This window comes from Dyadobacter sp. AC419 (assembly GCF_979253085.1).
In genome coordinates this window covers 1-14852 of the sequence record NZ_CEEDCD010000019.1, presented here as the reverse complement: position 1 = coordinate 14852, position 14852 = coordinate 1, and the positions used below count along the sequence as shown (strand labels likewise).

Sequence of the window (14852 nt, the reverse complement as noted above, 5' to 3'; positions counted from 1 at the left end):
TTAATAAATCAAACTGATGATATTAATAATATCAAAAGTAACAGCTAATTTTTATTTTCCTACAAATAATCGTTAAAATAATTTTGTTTAAGTATTTTTGAAAAAAGTTAAACAAAATGTCGTCGTATTCTATCAAAGACTTAGAGCGGATTAGCAACACCAAAGCGCATACGATACGCATGTGGGAGCAGCGCTATGGGATTTTGGAGCCGGAAAGGACCGAAACCAACATCCGCTTTTATAACGACGACCATGTAAAGAAGCTCCTGAATGTCTGCACGTTGCTGGATCGCGGAATGAAAATTTCGCATATCGGGAAGTTGTCGAAAGCGGAACTTGCCAGTGAGATCGATAAAGTGATCCATGACACGGTTCATGTGGACGGTTACATTGATGCCATTATTAATGAGGCGCTGATCGCGATCACCACTTATAATGTGCCAGCGTTTAATGAGCTATTTGCAGGATCGGTGAAGCAGCTTGGCCTGAAAAAGACCTATACGCAGATCCTCTATCCGCTTTTGGTGCGCACCGGTTTAATGTGGGTAAAGGATGCGCTGATCCCGTCTCAGGAACACTTTTTATCAAACCTAATCAGACAAAAGCTTTTCGCGGCCATTGATGCGCTGCCATTCCAAACGCAGGCGGACCAAAAATGGATCCTGTTTTTGCATGAAGAGGAAGACCACGAAATCGGTTTGCTGTTTGCCTATTATTTGATCCGGCAAGCTGGAAAAGACGTAGTTTATCTTGGATCACGAGTTCCTTACAGCGATTTATCGGCCGTTATTAACCAGTGCAAGCCCACACATATTTACTCCTTTTTTGTTCGTAATCAGTTTGATAGCCAGACAGAAAGCATCTTGGAAAGCCTGGGAGAAGACTTCCCTGAAATCAGGAAATTTATTTCGTCCGGTGATGAGAAAACAAAAACGATAGCGACAAAAAAAGGCATTAACTTGATAGATTCAATTGAAACTTTGACCGAAATCCTTACCACACCCGATGCATAGCCGCAGCATACCAAAATCAAGTAAATCAAACGAAATAACAGTCATCGGCGCTGGGTTTGCCGGACTGGCGGCAGCGGCTGTGCTGGCAGAAAGCGGGAATAAAGTTACCGTTCTGGAAAAAAACATAGAGACCGGCGGCCGTGCCAGAAAGTTTGCAGCCGACGGATTTGTGTTTGATATGGGGCCAAGCTGGTATTGGATGCCGGACGTTTACGACAGCTTTTTCAATCTTTTCGGTAAAAACACAGCCGACTTTTATGAGCTCAAAAAACTCGATCCGGGCTTTGCAGTAGTGTTTGAAAACGAAGTAATGGACATTCCTGCCGACTTTGAAGGTGTTTGCGAGCTGTTCGAAAGTATTGAAACGGGCAGCGCTGAAAAGCTGCGCAAATTCATTGCAGAGGGAGAGTTTAAATATATGGTGGGAATGAATGATATGGTTTACAAACCGGGTCATTCAGTAACCGAATTTTTTAGCCTGAAACTTTTTAAAGATGCGCTGAAATTGCAGGTTTTTACGCCTTTCGACAAGCACGTCAGAAGCTATTTCAAGGATCCGAGACTGCTTGCGCTGATCGAATTTCCGGTCCTTTTTTTAGGCGCTATGCCAAAGGATACACCGGCATTATACAGCCTCATGAATTTCTCAGGACTGAAACAGGGCACATTTTACCCCATGGGCGGTTTCGGAAGAGTAGCGGATGCGTTCCGGGACATTGCAAAGGGCGCGGGCGTGAATGTGCTTACGGCTCAGAATGTGGACAAGCTTGAAATCACGGATGGCAAGATCCGTCATGTACACACTACTAATGGAAATTTCCGGACGGATGCAGTCATTGGAAGCGCTGATTATCATCACATTGAAGCAGAACTGCTTGCCAAAGAACACCGCTCTTACGACGAAAGTTATTGGGATAGCAGGACTTTCGCTCCGTCCAGTCTGCTGTTTTATTTGGGAGTCAATAAAAAGATCAGCCGGCTTCGTCACCACAATTTATTTTTCGACGAGAATTTTGATCAGCATGCGGTTGAGATCTATAAGGATAAAAAATGGCCTACAAAACCGCTCTTTTACGTTTGTTGTCCTTCGAAAACTGATCCTTCCGTTGCGCCGGAAGGCAGTGAAAATCTGTTCATTTTAATGCCCATTGCCATTGATCTGGACGACCCTGAAAACATCCGCGAGACCTATTTCAACGTAATTATGGATAGGCTGGAAAAATTTGCCGGAGAAGACATCAGAAGCCACGTGGTCTATAAGAAAAGTTATTCAGTTTCAGATTTCGTTTGCGACTACAACGCCTACAAGGGAAATGCGTATGGCCTGGCCAACACGCTCATGCAAACTGCCATTTTTAAGCCAAAAATGAAAAGTAAGAAGGTTAACAACCTTTTTTATGCTGGTCAGCTGACGGTTCCGGGCCCCGGTGTGCCGCCGTCCATTATTTCAGGGCGGATAGCAGCCACAGAACTCATAAAATTCCTAAACAGATAAGTCATGAAAAGCTTATACGACAACCTATCTGCAAATTGCAGCAAAACCACAACCCAACTATACAGCACATCATTTTCGCTTGGGATCTACTTTCTGAAAGGGAAGTTTCATGCGCCTATTTACGGAATTTATGGCTTTGTAAGGCTTGCCGATGAAATCGTGGACAGCTTCCATGATTATAACAAGGAATTTATGATGGACAAGATCCGTCAGGACACAGTGGAGGCCATTCGCGACGGCATCAGCATTAACCCGATCCTGAATAGTTTTCAGCATGTTGTGCGCACTTACAACATTGAATGGGAGCTGATTGACACGTTTTTGAAAAGTATGGAAATGGATCTTGCCAAAAAAGAATACAATCCGGACTCGTACAGCGAATACATTCTGGGCTCTGCGGAAGTGGTCGGACTAATGTGTCTTCGTGTGTTTACAGAAGGCGATCAGAAGCTGTTCAGCGAACTGAAACCTTATGCCATGAAGCTCGGATCTGCATTTCAGAAGGTTAATTTCCTGCGTGATTTGAAAGCGGATTACATGGATCTGGGCCGGACCTATTTTCCGGGTGTGAATTTTGATCATTTCTCTTCAAAGGAAAAGGAAACCATCCAGCAAGAGATTGAGGATGATTTTGAACAGGCATTGATCGGTATTAAGCGCTTGCCGAGTGGTTCGCGGCGGGGCGTTTATCTGGCTTATTATTATTACAAAAAGCTTTTTCTGCGGATCAAGGAAACGCCGCCTGAAAAAGTGATGAATGCGCGCATTCGGATTCCCGATTATGACAAAGTTGGTTTAATGTTTCGTTCATTGGTAAGGCATCAGTTCGACCTTTTGTAACGTTTTTTTGTTAGCCAAAAGAGGGCTGTGTAAATAAGAGCCATTGAACCCAAAATCTAATTTTATGACTGATCAAGTTGTGCTGGTGAATGAAGATGATAAAGAGATCGGCTTGATGCCGAAGCTTGAAGCGCATCAGAAAGGCGTTTTGCATCGCGCATTCTCAGTTTTTATTTATAATTCACAAGGCGAAATGCTTTTGCAGCAAAGAGCATTTGGCAAATATCACTCCGAAGGTTTGTGGTCAAACACTTGCTGGCAGTCATCCGCTCCCAGCCGAATCCGCGCATCATGGCGCTGTGAGGCGTTTAGAAGAAGAAATGGGCATGAAGGCTGATTTGCAGTTTTTATTTACATTTCAATATCGTGTAAATCTGGAAAATGGTCTGACTGAGAACGAGCTGGACCATGTATTTTGGGGAATTTCTGATGCGGAGCCTAACATTGATGTGGCAGAAGCAAACGATTACAAATACATGAAACCCGCTGACATTAAGGTGGATATGCAAAATAATCCGGAGCGCTACACAGAATGGTTCAAAATTTGCTTCGCCGAAGTTGCTGACAAAATCAAACCAAAACAATGACCATCTGCTGACGTGGATGGCGCAAGCTTTTACATATTATGAGTCCCTGGATAACTAATACATTAATCACGCTGGCTGCATTCGTTGGAATGGAATGTGTTGCGTGGCTTGCACATAAATATCTGATGCACGGGTTTTTATGGTTTTTACACCATGACCACCACCAACGCGACGACGGTGATTTTTTTGAAAAGAATGACTACTTCTTCGCCATTTTCGCAACACCCGGCATTTTGTGTCTCATGTTTGGCCTTAACAATGGAATGAACTTCTTGTTCTGGATCGGATTAGGCATTACACTTTATGGATTCACGTATTTTCTGGTGCACGATATTTTCATTCACCAGCGTTTCAGAATGTTTAGAAATACGGATTCCGTTTATTTAAAGGCCATTCGCAGAGCGCACAAAATGCACCATAAGCACCTTGGAAAACATCAGGGCGAATGTTTTGGCATGCTGTGGGTCCCGCTGAAATATTTCCGCGACGCTAAAAATTCGATGGCTAAATAATTTGTCTTAGTAAGCCTTTGGAGGACATTTCTAGAAAGGATTTCCGTGGGTTAATGATACTAATTTGTCCGTTAACCCTGGCATTTTTGAAAGGAATTTCAATGCAATGTCAGTCGTGTTCTTTTTTCCGAACAAACCTTGCAAATAATATCCCGCGGTGATCCTGGTGCGAAAAGCATTGTTCCAGGCGCGCTCGTAATTAGCAGTCAGCATTTGCTTCGACTGCTTTTTTTCAAAATATCGGATCAGCTCGTCAGCCAGCATTTTGGAAGCACGCATGCCCATGCTCATCCCATTCCCACAAAGCGGCGTAATCGATCCGGCAGCGTCTCCTAAAGAAAAACACCTTTCGTCTGTGTTTGTTTACGGGAAAATTGAATGTTGCTGATCACCAGCGGCTGTGGATTTACAAAGTCTGAATCGTGAAAGTAATGTTTCAAAAAAGGATTTTTATGAAGCACTTCCTGCTCCATACGTTTAATATCCTTGCCGTGATCTTGCAGGTTTTTTGCGGTCGTCAGGTAACACAGGCAATGACAGTCCTGATCCACTTTTGAAATTCCGCAGTAGCCGTCCTTAAAATTGTGCAGTTCAATGCGATCGGCCGCCAGCTGCGTTCTGATGTGATATTTAACACCGATAAAATTTCGGGCGTTGTCAGAAATGCCAGTCTCAGCTGTGTCAGCGATAAATTGCGGTGTGTACTTTCCATAAGCGCCGCAAGCAACATTTACATCAAAATCTCCCTGATTGGTTTTTACTTGAAATCCATCCAATCCATTATCAACCAATCCATTAACCCTGCATCGTTCAACAAGATTAACGCCTTTTTGCACAGCAATTTTGGCCAGCTGCTGATCCAGAGTAAAACGGCTTATGCCAAATCCACCCATTTGCAGGCGATGCTCTAACATAAATCCTTTTTCAGAACTGATTCCGAGCTGGTTAATGATAGGAAGGTTAAGTTGGTCCAGTTTCAAACCGAGACTTCTGAGAAAATCCCAGCTTTCCATCGAGATATATTCCCCACAGACCTTGTGAAATGGATATTGATTTTTTTCAAACAAAACCACAGAAATGCCCCTGTCGGCAAGTTGGATGGACAAGCACAGACCGGCAAGCCCGCCGCCGATAATTCCGCAATCGTATGACTTAGCCTGCGTTTCCATAGATGATCACTTCATGCCTGAATGCCCACTTGTTGCGAACGGAATAGCGGATCGCGCCCGCTTTTTTGATGATTGACACCCATTCTTTCCTTTTAAAACCTCGTAAAACCGACAACGGCGCATCGTTTTTGACAAGATAGGATTTGGAAAAAAAATTTGTTAGCCATTTGATTGCATAGTAAGCCACCCTGTTCCGTTCCAGATCATTGATCACCAGCACCGACCGATTTTCAACCGCAAAACGGATCAGTTCAATCAATTGCTCCTCATTAAGATGATGACAAAACAAGCACGCATGAATAATGTCAACCTGATTCAAATGGCTGAAAATGTGCCTATAATCATCACAAATGAGTTGTATAGATTTCCCTTGCAGATTTTCGGAAGCATAAGCAATGCAAACCGGCTTAATGTCCACGCCGTAAAGATTCAGATTATAGCCAGCGCGCTCATTCCATTTACTGATGCGTTTGAGCGTATCCCCTCCCCCGCAGCCAATGTCCACTAATGTATAATGCTCCCGTTTCTTAATGATCTTTTTTAATGCATTGAACGAAATGTCGTATCCGCCAAGCCAATGATTGATAAAATCCAGTTCCCGCAGATTTTGAAACAAATCCTTTTCAGGAATATTGTCCTGGTCCAAAAGCTCTTTTTGCAGGCTTCTGGATTTAAACATAGCGAAGCTGCATGGTCTCAATACTCAGCCCAGGCCCAAATGCGGCGGTAAAAATGCGGTTGCCCACATTTTCAGGTTTCGCCTTTTCAATCACTTCTTTCAAAACAAAAAGCACAGTTGGCGAAGACATATTGCCAAAGTTTTTGAGCACATTATAAGTCGGCGCGACCGCACATTTGTCAAGTTCCAGCGCATTTGCAAAATCATCCACAATGCGCTTTCCGCCCGGATGCACCGCCCAATGTTTAAACTGATCAGCTGTAAGGCCAATTTTTGTCAGCATGGGTTTGATGTTTTTTCGGATGAGATCGGGCACGTAGGAAGACAAGTTCATGATAAAACCCGTTTCCGAGAGCTGCCACGCCATATCGGAATAGCCGTTGTGCATAATCAGCGAGTTAAATGCATCAATCTCAACCTTATGCGTGTAAGTATCCGTCGCTTCCGACGTAACTAAAACCGCCGCAGATCCATCGCCAAAAAGCAGGTTGGACAGCAGATAATCGTCATTATATTGTTTCTGGAAATGTATTGTACAAAGTTCGGTGCATACGATTAGGACCTTCGCATTAGGCTGGCTCCGGCAAATGGCATCCGCATTTTTCAAAGCAATGATGGCCGCATTGCATCCCATAAAATTCACGCTGCTGCGCTGAATGTAAGGATTCAGGTCAAATTCACGCATTAATTCCACATCCAGACCAGGCGCAAAAAGCCCCGTGCAGGTTACGGTTATCAAATGGGTCAGGCTTTTTTTAACCTGGTCAAAATCCTTGATTTTTTCTATGGCCTTTCTGGAAAGCTGTGTTGCGTGCTGCTGGTAAAGCCGCATGCGTTGCGTCAGGCTGGGCTCGGGAAGTAAGGTTGCAGTTTTGTTAAAAAAGGTAAAGTCCTCCGGTTCTTTGTCAAAGTCAGAAATGACCGAATAACGGTGTTCAATGCCTGTTTTGCTGGCTACAATCTTGATCTTTCTTTTATTGGTGAGGTCGTCTGTCGATTTGATATAAAAATTGGTCAGCGACTCCTGCGAATAGCGATTTTCGGGAACGGCTGTTTCAATAGCGGATATGTAACTCAATGGAATTCTGTTGATAATAATTAAAAACTAGGAAACAACTGTTCATGCAAATTGCTGCAATCCAGTTCATCCGCATGGTGTTTCTGAAATTTGCCGCGCCATCCTCTCTCAAAACCAGGCTAAACCAGTAACCGAAATAAACCACAATTGGCAGGAAGAATACTTGTATGATATAAAAAACCATTCCAAGTCCTTTCGACGTAAAATACAGATAATAAAACACGTTGCACAGCAAAAACATCATTGCTGTGAACAAAAAAGTGCCCTTATAGCCCAATTTGTAACTTAATGTCTGCACCCCGTCTTTCAAATCCTGCTGATGCTGATAAACCTGCGTCAGCGGATAGGCACCGGCAATCTGAAACGAGCACCCCAGAAGCACGTATAGATTTTCCTGCGTCATAGCCAGCGCCTTTCCTGAAATGCCGGCTATTGACATATAATACGTAAAAGCGCCCTGAAAGGTGACAACAGTCAGAAAACCAATGACGGGATATTTTTGAGCCTGATCTGCCGTGAACTGTAAGCCCGCGACGCAGCAATGTAAAGAACCAGGCAAGCCGCAAACAAAGTATTTACGAAAGCAAGTGATAAAACGATTGCCGTAACGTCTAAAAAAACCGTCAGATAAAATAGCTCTGATGTCGGCATAGGCGGCTTTTCTAGTCCGCCGATGCTGCCCTCATCCCGGTCCACGTAACTGTTGTAACCATTGCTTGCCGGGTAAATGAGGAAATGAATGATCAGAAATGCAAGAAGCGCCTGATGGTGCACGACCGCATCTGCCTGACTATAAGCGAACAGGAACAACGGCAATAAGAAAAACGAGAAAGGAATTCTGAGGAGCCGGATTGTATCACCATTGATGCGCATGGCTCAATTTAAGAAGAGAATCGGTTCTCAGAAATGATTTCGGCACTGCATGACTGTCCGCTATTTGCAAATATTTTTCAAATCCTTTTCAAACAGCATTTAGGGACCTTTGTAAGATTACACAAAGATAATGCATGAGATTAGCGCCTTCGCGTCACATTAGGTGAACAATCCGCAAGCCCAAGCCAACCGTTCACTGAATAATAAACAAATAAAATAAGCTACAAATGAATATAATTCTGAAAAAATATATATTTACAGAACTATGAACGGAACGGAAATAATTCTTGATAAAATAGACCACAGCATTCTTCGGCTGATGCAAGGCAATGCTCGGATTACGAATGCGGACATTGCGCGCGAGCTGGAAATGGCTCCTTCGGCGGTGCTCGAACGGGTTAAGAAGCTGGAACAGAAGCAAGTGATCCTGCAATATACGGCGCGCATTAACCCAGCTGCAGTGAACCAAAAATTGCTCGCTTTTATATCCATGAAATCTTCGGAAGGCATGGGCAGCAACAATGTCGCCAAGGAACTGGCCAAAATTTCGGAAGTCCAGGAAGTGCATCACATTGCGGGTGAAGACTGCTATCTGGTTAAGGTGCGGACGGCGGACTCGGCCTCGCTGATGGACCTGATGCGCAACACTTTCAGCAAAATCCCCAATATCCTTTCCACCCGGACGACCATTGTCTTGGAAACGGTTAAAGAAGAACAACAATTAGTCATACCTGAAAAATAAAAGATCATGCAAGCACAAAGTAAAGCTCCGTCGACCCTCATGGCTGTGTTGGCTTTCGCCACCGTTTACATTGTTTGGGGTTCCACGTATTTCTTCATTCAGCGCGCATTGGAAGGCTTTCCACCATTTTTTCTGGGCACTTTCCGCTTTACCATTGCCGGCTTGCTCATGCTCGGATGGAGCCTTTTTCAAGGTGAAAATGTGTTTTCGGCAAAAGCCATTAAACCCGCCGCCATCACCGGATTACTGCTCCTTTTCGTTGGAAACGGCATTGTGATCTGGGTAGAACAGTTTCTGCCGAGCGCAATGGTCGCGATTATCGATTTCATCCGCACCGCTTTGGTTTATCTTGATTGACAAACCGAAATGGTCAGAAAATCTGAGCAACAAATCGACGATTGTGGGTTTGCTGATCGGTTTTGCTGGCGTAGTCCTTTTGTTTAGTGAAAAGATCATGGCATCCATGTCCTCGATTAATAGTTCAAGAGATCTTTTCGCCATGGCGCTGGTTGTTTTCGGGTCAATGGCCTGGGCAGGAGGCTCTTTATATTCCAAATACAAATCCGGCTCTGATTCTGCAACCGTCAATTCCACCTGGCAAATGCTGGCAGCCGGAATCGCATTTCTTCCAGGAAGCATTTTATCTGGCGAATTCGATAGTCTGAATCTTGGAACTATTCCCACAGAAGCCTGGCTTGCAGTTATTTACCTCATTATTTTCGGTTCGATAGCCGCTTTCAGCGCCTATGTATGGCTGCTCAAAGTGCAGCCCGCCACCAAAGTCAGCACTTATGCCTATGTCAATCCGGTTGTTGCAGTGCTTCTAGGGATATTTTTTGCCAAAGAGTCCATTTCAATGTTGCAAATCATCGGTCTGGTCATCATTTTAGGCAGCGTATTGCTCATTAACCTGCACAAATATCGGAAGCCGAAAGAGGTGGCTTCGGCGTATTGATTTGTCTGATTATTCCGGGCGCCGCGATATCAAATGCAAAGTCGCAGCGGGACGCAATTTTGGTAGCGATGCAAATGTGAACATAAAGATCGCAAGTTTCAAAATAACGAAATATTGGTAACAAGGGAACATCGCGAGTCCCAGCGGGACGAAATATCGGTAACAATGCAAACGCGAACATCGCAAGTCCCTGCGGGACGCAATATTGGTAAGAATGCAAACGTAACGTGATGATAGCAAAGTCCCAGCGGGACGCAATATTGGTAACAATCGCAAACCCGAACATCGCAAGTCCCAGCGGGACGAAATATTGGTAACAATCGCGACCACGTAAGAAACAAAAAGTCCGGGAGGGACGTAACAGCGTGAATGATTAGCATTCCGATTCCTGTTGCGTCCCTCCGGGACTTTCAACGTCTTAAAGCGCTGTTTTTTCTACCGATATTACGTCCCGCTGGGACTTATAACTTTACAAACCGACATTCTTTTTTCTACCGATATTACGTCCCGCTGGGAATTTAACTTTACAAACCGACATTCTTTTTCTTACCGATATTACGTCCTTCCGGGACTTTCAAGCCGATCTTTTTCCTGCCGATATCGCGTCCCTACGGGACTTTCGATTTTCATGTATCGTTGCTTTGCTACCAATATTACATGCCGCTGGCATTTTCTTTTGACGTGCTTTTGCCATTTTCATTCAACATCAAAGAATACGAAACAGCATCAACCAAAACTCTCAAAAACACAAACTCTTATCTGTAATTTCCTCCACTTCCGAGATGTCCCGGTTGCCTTTCATTAGGTTCAGGATGTGCTGGAAGTCGATCAGCTGGGATGCTTCGAACGCGATCACACCAACGAATTGCCGCCCTTTGCTGATGAAGTTAAGGTGCTTGATCTTGGCGCCTTTGACGGATTCTACAATGGATGTGATCTTGTGCAGACTCACAGCGTTCCGGTAAATGATCTTAGAAAAAAGAGTTTGCTCATGTTGATGTTGTTTTTATATGGCTAATGTGTTCGTTCTAAAAGTTTAGCGGCTTTTTCAAAAAGCGTCAAACCACAATTTTGTTGTCAGCTTATCTTCACCTTGGGCGGCTACGGCGGCTCTGTAATTAGCGCCATTCAATGCTTGTTCGCCTGTTGGATAAAGCAGTCTTGAAGGAATTTTTCCGCTTAATACACCTGCATATGCCGGTTTCAGCTGCGGATAATCCAGCCTTCTCCATTCTGTGTAGGCTTCCAGTCCCTGACCAAACAAGGCCAGCCACTTCTGCTCACCAATAGATTTTTTGAAATTGGTCGGACTGTAAGCGACCGCAGGCTGTGCCAGGTAAGACGTAATGTCGGCGCTGTTTACTTTAAATTGCTGCAATGAAGCTGTGATCGCGGCTTTGTATAAATCTGCGGGCTTTTCGGTTATAAAACCTCTTTGCGCTGCCTCTGCCAGGTTAAATAACACTTCCGAATAGCTCAGGAAAACGGCTGGCGAAGTCGGCGCAGTGAAGTAATCTCCCAGCTTTGAAGTTTTTGTAAAACCAAGTTTAGACGCAGAATCTGCTGGTAATCCGTTTGTTACACCAATGTAACCCGTTGGCGTTGCATCCACTGTTTTATTTGCAAAAACGGCCAGACGCGGATCTTTCAATTCTTGCAATTTGTCAATTACAGACTTGCTAACGCGGTAATCATCACGTGTTTCACGGTCGCGGGCAACCGGATTTTGATTGGGCGATGCCTGATAAACGAGTTGTGCAATGTCGTCATTGGAAGCGATCAGCTGGGTTTTATCAGCTGCCAGTTCAGCAATCACAGCTTTCGCAGTTTGCGGATCTTTGTCGGCGATGCGCAACGCAATTCTCAGGCGCAGTGAATTCGCGAATTTCTTCCATTTGGTGAGATTACCATTGTAAACAACATCTCCCGCAATCGGACTGCCTGTTGTATTAATGAGCTCAGATGCCTTTTTCAGGTCGTTCAAAAGACCCAGATACACGTCTTTTTGGGCGTCATATTTTGGTGTTAATGTCTGCTCGATCTTGACGGCTTCGCTGTAAGGAATGTCGCCATACAAGTCAGTCAGGATCTGGAACGACCACGATTTCAGGATCAATCCGACGGCTTGGTAATTCACATTGCCGGTTTCTTCACCGATTTTAATGATCGCCGCATAATCCGTCAGTCCTTGCGAATACATGTTCGTCCAGACATTCTGAATGTTTGCAATGCTCACCGTGTATTTGTCAACGTCTGTATATTGGATTTTGGCCCAATGCTGCACGAACAATGTCGTCGTTTCCATCGAAGCGTCCGAACCCAGAATCACGTCCGCGTTGGACTTGATCGAGTTGGCCAGAAGATATTCCGGTTGCGCGCTGATCGCTTCGTTCGGGTTTTCGTTTATTTCCTCCAATTTGTCCTGGCAACTCGCCAGAAACGCTGTTAATGAAGCAATTGCAATTCCTTTTACTACTATATTTTTATTCATGATTACTGTTCAATTAAAATCCGATCAAAATGTTAAATCCGTAAGAACTGGTCGTCGGCAGCTGCAATGACTCCAATCCTTGTCCTGTATTCGCCGTGCTGAACGCAGTCTCCGGATCAATGTTATCCGCTTTCTTTTGCAGGAAAGCCAGATTTCTGCCATAAACAGAGAAGATCAGACTTTGCAATTTGTATTTAGAAACAAATGATTGTGGAACCGTGTAACCCAGCTTAACCTCACGCAACTTGATAAAAGATGCATCAAAAACGCTCGCTTCGTTAATGCCTGCACTGTTGCTGTAAACGCCTTTGTAATAACGCTCTGCGGAAACAATGGTCGTATTTGGCTTGCCGTCCGCTGTTACGCCCGGCGCAATGATGCCGTCTTCATAAACCACGGCGCCCGAAGGAGCTGCACCCGGATTGTCGATCTGCACCGCAACGCCTGACTTGTTATTGCCTGGATAATAGTAAGTTAACCCGCCATGTTCAGCATCACGGCCTGGCAATGTTGAAGCCAGCACACCTGTGTAACGCCCCGTTGCGTTTGTTGCAGAATAAATTGATCCGCCTTGCTTTGTATCAATTAAAACGCTCAGATTAAAGCCTTTAAGTGAGAATGAGTTGGTGATCCCGCCGATCCATTTTGGCGTGTAATGTCCCAAAACTTTCAGGTTCGGATCTCTTGAAGGAATCCCGGTTGAACCGATGATCATTTCGCCTCCTTCGTTGCGGGCATATGCCGATCCAAACAATGCGCCGTAACCCAATCCTTTGCTCGCATAAACCGTTACCCCATTGGTTCCCAGCTTGTAATCGTTCAAAAATCCTTCGTCATCCAGAGCAATTACCTTGCTCCTGTTCCGTGAGAAATTGACGCCTACGTCCCATCTGAAACCTGAGTTCGTTTCAAGCGCTTTCACATTCAGCATTGCCTCAAAACCTTTGTTATTAATGTGTCCTGCGTTCAAAAGCTTTTGCTTATAACCTGTTGAAGGACTCACGTCCGCTTTCAGGATCTGGTTATAACTGTCTGTGTTATAATAACTCACATCCAATCGCACCCGATTTTTAAACAAAGCAATATCCGCACCGATCTCTGTCGATTTTGTAATTTCCGGTTTCAAATCCGAATTCAGCAGAACATCAGAAACGGTCAATAATGGATTGCTGCCAAATGGCTGGTTAAATGGATAAGTGTTGATCAGCTGATAAGGATCCGTGTCTTTTCCCACTTCCGCCCAGCCTCCGCGTAACTTAACGTAAGTCAGCACATTACTTTTAATATTGAATGCATCAGTAAGCACCAGACTCGCATTGATCGATGGGTAGAAATAGGAATTATTTCCAGTCGGCAGCGTTGAAGACCAGTCATTTCTGGCTGTAAGGTTAAGGAAAGCATAATTCCTGAAACCCAATTGTGCGGAACTGAATGCACTGTAAACCTTCTGTTTACGCAGCACATTGGAAGAAACCAGCGGATCACGCGAGTTATTAAGCGTGTACAAACCCGCCACCGCCAACTTAGGAGCCTGCTGCAAATTCTGTTCGTTGAAGTTGCTGCGCAGGTTACCGCCCACAAGCCAGTCAAGCTCAAAATCAGTGCTGACGTTTCTGTGGAAATTAAGGTTAAAGTCCGTATTGTTCTCATTCACAATGTAGCTATCCTCCGTGTAAGAGCCGAAAGGCGTTCCGTTGGTGCCGTAAGCAACTTTGAATTTGCGCTTATCATTGTAATAATCATTTCCGGTGCGGACCGTTGCCGTTAGCCAGTCTGTGATTTTGTAATTCAGATTGACATTCCCGAAAAAGCGGTCACGACGTTGCTGAGCAGTATTTTCGTATTGAAGCAAATAAGGATTGCTGTAATAGCTGTGGTTCCAGTTGTAGTCAAAACCGCCTTTGTTATAATCTTTCAGCAACTCCGTGTCAACCTGACGTCCGAACCAAAGAAATTGAAGCATTACGCTCGATCCCCTGCCCGATGTTCCCGGCAAATTGTCGGAAGCATTACGTGCAAAATTGGCGCTCGTTGTCAATGTAAGCTTATCATTCAGACGGAATGTTGTGTTCACGCCGAATGAATTTTTGGAAATATCCGTGTTTGGAATAACCCCCGTTTGCTTGCTGTTATTGAAAGAAAAGCGGTAATCGATCTTTTCATTCGAGCCAGAAACCGATACGCCTGTTGTTCTGGTGTGACCCGTTTCGAAGAAGTTTTTAACATTGTCCGGATGTGCCACAAATGGAGCAGGTTCGCCGTTTGAGAAGAACTGTGGAATCAGCCTGCCGTCCATTTTCGGGCCCCAGCTTTCGTCCGTTGCGTCATTAATTCCGCCGCCTTTTCCGTTTACATAAGAAAACGCACCGCCTGTTCCCTGGCCGTAAACGTTTTGGTAATCAGGCAAAACAAGCAATG

General features: G+C 44.5%; 18 protein-coding genes. 9 read left to right on the top strand and 9 right to left on the bottom strand.

What is annotated here, in order from left to right; genetic code table 11:
* Positions 1-116: 116 nt before the first annotated feature.
* The 6 genes from AC0IYG_RS13565 (at position 117) to AC0IYG_RS13540 (ending at position 4447) form a co-directional block, all read left to right on the top strand.
* Positions 117-1013 carry a MerR family transcriptional regulator gene (locus AC0IYG_RS13565; protein ID WP_471711597.1) on the top strand — a complete coding sequence of 299 codons (897 nt, stop codon included), beginning with the start codon at positions 117-119 and terminating at the stop codon, positions 1011-1013.
* The gene (locus tag AC0IYG_RS13560; protein ID WP_471711596.1) at positions 1006-2508 is read left to right on the top strand and encodes a phytoene desaturase family protein; all 1503 of its coding nucleotides are present in this window, start codon (positions 1006-1008) and stop codon (positions 2506-2508) included. The genes AC0IYG_RS13565 and AC0IYG_RS13560 overlap by 8 nt, the downstream gene beginning before the upstream one ends.
* A gap of 3 nt (positions 2509-2511) precedes the next feature.
* On the top strand, positions 2512-3348 hold the full coding sequence (locus AC0IYG_RS13555; RefSeq protein ID WP_471711595.1) for a phytoene/squalene synthase family protein: 837 nt from the start codon (positions 2512-2514) through the stop codon (positions 3346-3348).
* Positions 3349-3412: 64 nt separating this feature from the next.
* Positions 3413-3685, top strand: a complete 273-nt coding sequence (locus tag AC0IYG_RS13550) for an NUDIX hydrolase (RefSeq protein WP_471711594.1) — start codon at positions 3413-3415, stop codon at positions 3683-3685.
* Positions 3648-3935, top strand: coding sequence for an NUDIX hydrolase (locus tag AC0IYG_RS13545; protein WP_471711593.1), 288 nt, complete (start codon positions 3648-3650; stop codon positions 3933-3935). Before AC0IYG_RS13550 ends, AC0IYG_RS13545 begins: the two co-directional genes overlap by 38 nt.
* Before the next feature lie 38 nt (positions 3936-3973).
* A complete protein-coding gene (locus AC0IYG_RS13540; RefSeq protein ID WP_471711592.1) occupies positions 3974-4447 on the top strand; it encodes a sterol desaturase family protein in 474 nt (157 codons plus the stop codon).
* Positions 4448-4477: 30 nt separating this feature from the next.
* On the opposite strand, the gene AC0IYG_RS13535 is transcribed toward AC0IYG_RS13540, so the two are convergent.
* Genes AC0IYG_RS13535 through AC0IYG_RS13510 form a run of 6 tightly spaced genes read right to left on the bottom strand, consistent with a single transcriptional unit; the run spans position 4478 to position 8246 of the window.
* A complete protein-coding gene (locus AC0IYG_RS13535; RefSeq protein ID WP_471711591.1) occupies positions 4478-4738 on the bottom strand; it encodes a hypothetical protein in 261 nt (86 codons plus the stop codon).
* A gap of 41 nt (positions 4739-4779) precedes the next feature.
* Positions 4780-5616: an NAD(P)/FAD-dependent oxidoreductase gene (locus AC0IYG_RS13530; protein WP_471711590.1), complete on the bottom strand. Its 837-nt coding sequence runs from the start codon at positions 5614-5616 to the stop codon at positions 4780-4782.
* The gene (locus tag AC0IYG_RS13525) at positions 5600-6295 is read right to left on the bottom strand and encodes a methyltransferase domain-containing protein (protein WP_471711589.1); all 696 of its coding nucleotides are present in this window, start codon (positions 6293-6295) and stop codon (positions 5600-5602) included. Before AC0IYG_RS13525 ends, AC0IYG_RS13530 begins: the two co-directional genes overlap by 17 nt.
* Positions 6288-7373 (bottom strand): type III polyketide synthase, encoded by a 1086-nt coding sequence (locus AC0IYG_RS13520; RefSeq protein ID WP_471711588.1) that lies wholly within the window; start codon positions 7371-7373, stop codon positions 6288-6290. The genes AC0IYG_RS13525 and AC0IYG_RS13520 overlap by 8 nt, the downstream gene beginning before the upstream one ends.
* Complete coding sequence (locus tag AC0IYG_RS13515) at positions 7351-7812, bottom strand: hypothetical protein (RefSeq protein ID WP_471711587.1); 462 nt, start codon at positions 7810-7812, stop codon at positions 7351-7353. The genes AC0IYG_RS13520 and AC0IYG_RS13515 overlap by 23 nt, the downstream gene beginning before the upstream one ends.
* 35 nt (positions 7813-7847) lie before the next feature.
* On the bottom strand, positions 7848-8246 hold the full coding sequence (locus AC0IYG_RS13510) for a UbiA family prenyltransferase (protein ID WP_471711586.1): 399 nt from the start codon (positions 8244-8246) through the stop codon (positions 7848-7850).
* A gap of 265 nt (positions 8247-8511) precedes the next feature.
* Between AC0IYG_RS13510 and AC0IYG_RS13505 the strand changes: the two genes are divergently transcribed.
* From AC0IYG_RS13505 to AC0IYG_RS13495, 3 genes are read left to right on the top strand one after another with little or no spacing between them, the layout of a single operon-like run.
* The gene (locus AC0IYG_RS13505; RefSeq protein ID WP_471711585.1) at positions 8512-8988 is read left to right on the top strand and encodes an Lrp/AsnC family transcriptional regulator; all 477 of its coding nucleotides are present in this window, start codon (positions 8512-8514) and stop codon (positions 8986-8988) included.
* A gap of 6 nt (positions 8989-8994) precedes the next feature.
* A complete protein-coding gene (locus AC0IYG_RS13500) occupies positions 8995-9345 on the top strand; it encodes an EamA family transporter (RefSeq protein WP_471711584.1) in 351 nt (116 codons plus the stop codon).
* Positions 9338-9943: an EamA family transporter gene (locus tag AC0IYG_RS13495; protein ID WP_471711583.1), complete on the top strand. Its 606-nt coding sequence runs from the start codon at positions 9338-9340 to the stop codon at positions 9941-9943. The genes AC0IYG_RS13500 and AC0IYG_RS13495 overlap by 8 nt, the downstream gene beginning before the upstream one ends.
* Positions 9944-10682: 739 nt before the next feature.
* Here the strand turns inward: AC0IYG_RS13495 and AC0IYG_RS13490 are convergent.
* The 3 genes from AC0IYG_RS13490 to AC0IYG_RS13480 form a co-directional block, all read right to left on the bottom strand.
* The gene (locus tag AC0IYG_RS13490; RefSeq protein WP_471711582.1) at positions 10683-10895 is read right to left on the bottom strand and encodes a hypothetical protein; all 213 of its coding nucleotides are present in this window, start codon (positions 10893-10895) and stop codon (positions 10683-10685) included.
* Between the two features lie 96 nt (positions 10896-10991).
* Positions 10992-12434: a SusD/RagB family nutrient-binding outer membrane lipoprotein gene (locus AC0IYG_RS13485; RefSeq protein WP_471711581.1), complete on the bottom strand. Its 1443-nt coding sequence runs from the start codon at positions 12432-12434 to the stop codon at positions 10992-10994.
* Between the two features lie 13 nt (positions 12435-12447).
* Positions 12448-14852 (bottom strand): TonB-dependent receptor domain-containing protein (locus AC0IYG_RS13480; RefSeq protein ID WP_471711580.1); only part of this gene is annotated, 2405 nt, incomplete at its 5' end.

What these genes read in the sequence shown, in the direction of transcription:
- AC0IYG_RS13505 (WP_471711585.1), top strand. Translation starts at nt 8,512, where the DNA reads ATGAACGGAACGGAAATAATTCTTGATAAAATAGACCACAGCATTCTT.
- AC0IYG_RS13565 (WP_471711597.1), top strand. Translation starts at nt 117, where the DNA reads ATGTCGTCGTATTCTATCAAAGACTTAGAGCGGATTAGCAACACCAAA.
- AC0IYG_RS13515 (WP_471711587.1), bottom strand. Translation starts at nt 7,812, where the DNA reads ATGTCAATAGCCGGCATTTCAGGAAAGGCGCTGGCTATGACGCAGGAA.
- AC0IYG_RS13540 (WP_471711592.1), top strand. Translation starts at nt 3,974, where the DNA reads ATGAGTCCCTGGATAACTAATACATTAATCACGCTGGCTGCATTCGTT.
- AC0IYG_RS13530 (WP_471711590.1), bottom strand. Translation starts at nt 5,616, where the DNA reads ATGGAAACGCAGGCTAAGTCATACGATTGCGGAATTATCGGCGGCGGG.
- AC0IYG_RS13500 (WP_471711584.1), top strand. Translation starts at nt 8,995, where the DNA reads ATGCAAGCACAAAGTAAAGCTCCGTCGACCCTCATGGCTGTGTTGGCT.
- AC0IYG_RS13550 (WP_471711594.1), top strand. Translation starts at nt 3,413, where the DNA reads ATGACTGATCAAGTTGTGCTGGTGAATGAAGATGATAAAGAGATCGGC.
- AC0IYG_RS13485 (WP_471711581.1), bottom strand. Translation starts at nt 12,434, where the DNA reads ATGAATAAAAATATAGTAGTAAAAGGAATTGCAATTGCTTCATTAACA.
- AC0IYG_RS13510 (WP_471711586.1), bottom strand. Translation starts at nt 8,246, where the DNA reads ATGCGCATCAATGGTGATACAATCCGGCTCCTCAGAATTCCTTTCTCG.
- AC0IYG_RS13555 (WP_471711595.1), top strand. Translation starts at nt 2,512, where the DNA reads ATGAAAAGCTTATACGACAACCTATCTGCAAATTGCAGCAAAACCACA.
- AC0IYG_RS13535 (WP_471711591.1), bottom strand. Translation starts at nt 4,738, where the DNA reads ATGAGCATGGGCATGCGTGCTTCCAAAATGCTGGCTGACGAGCTGATC.
- AC0IYG_RS13560 (WP_471711596.1), top strand. Translation starts at nt 1,006, where the DNA reads ATGCATAGCCGCAGCATACCAAAATCAAGTAAATCAAACGAAATAACA.
- AC0IYG_RS13525 (WP_471711589.1), bottom strand. Translation starts at nt 6,295, where the DNA reads ATGTTTAAATCCAGAAGCCTGCAAAAAGAGCTTTTGGACCAGGACAAT.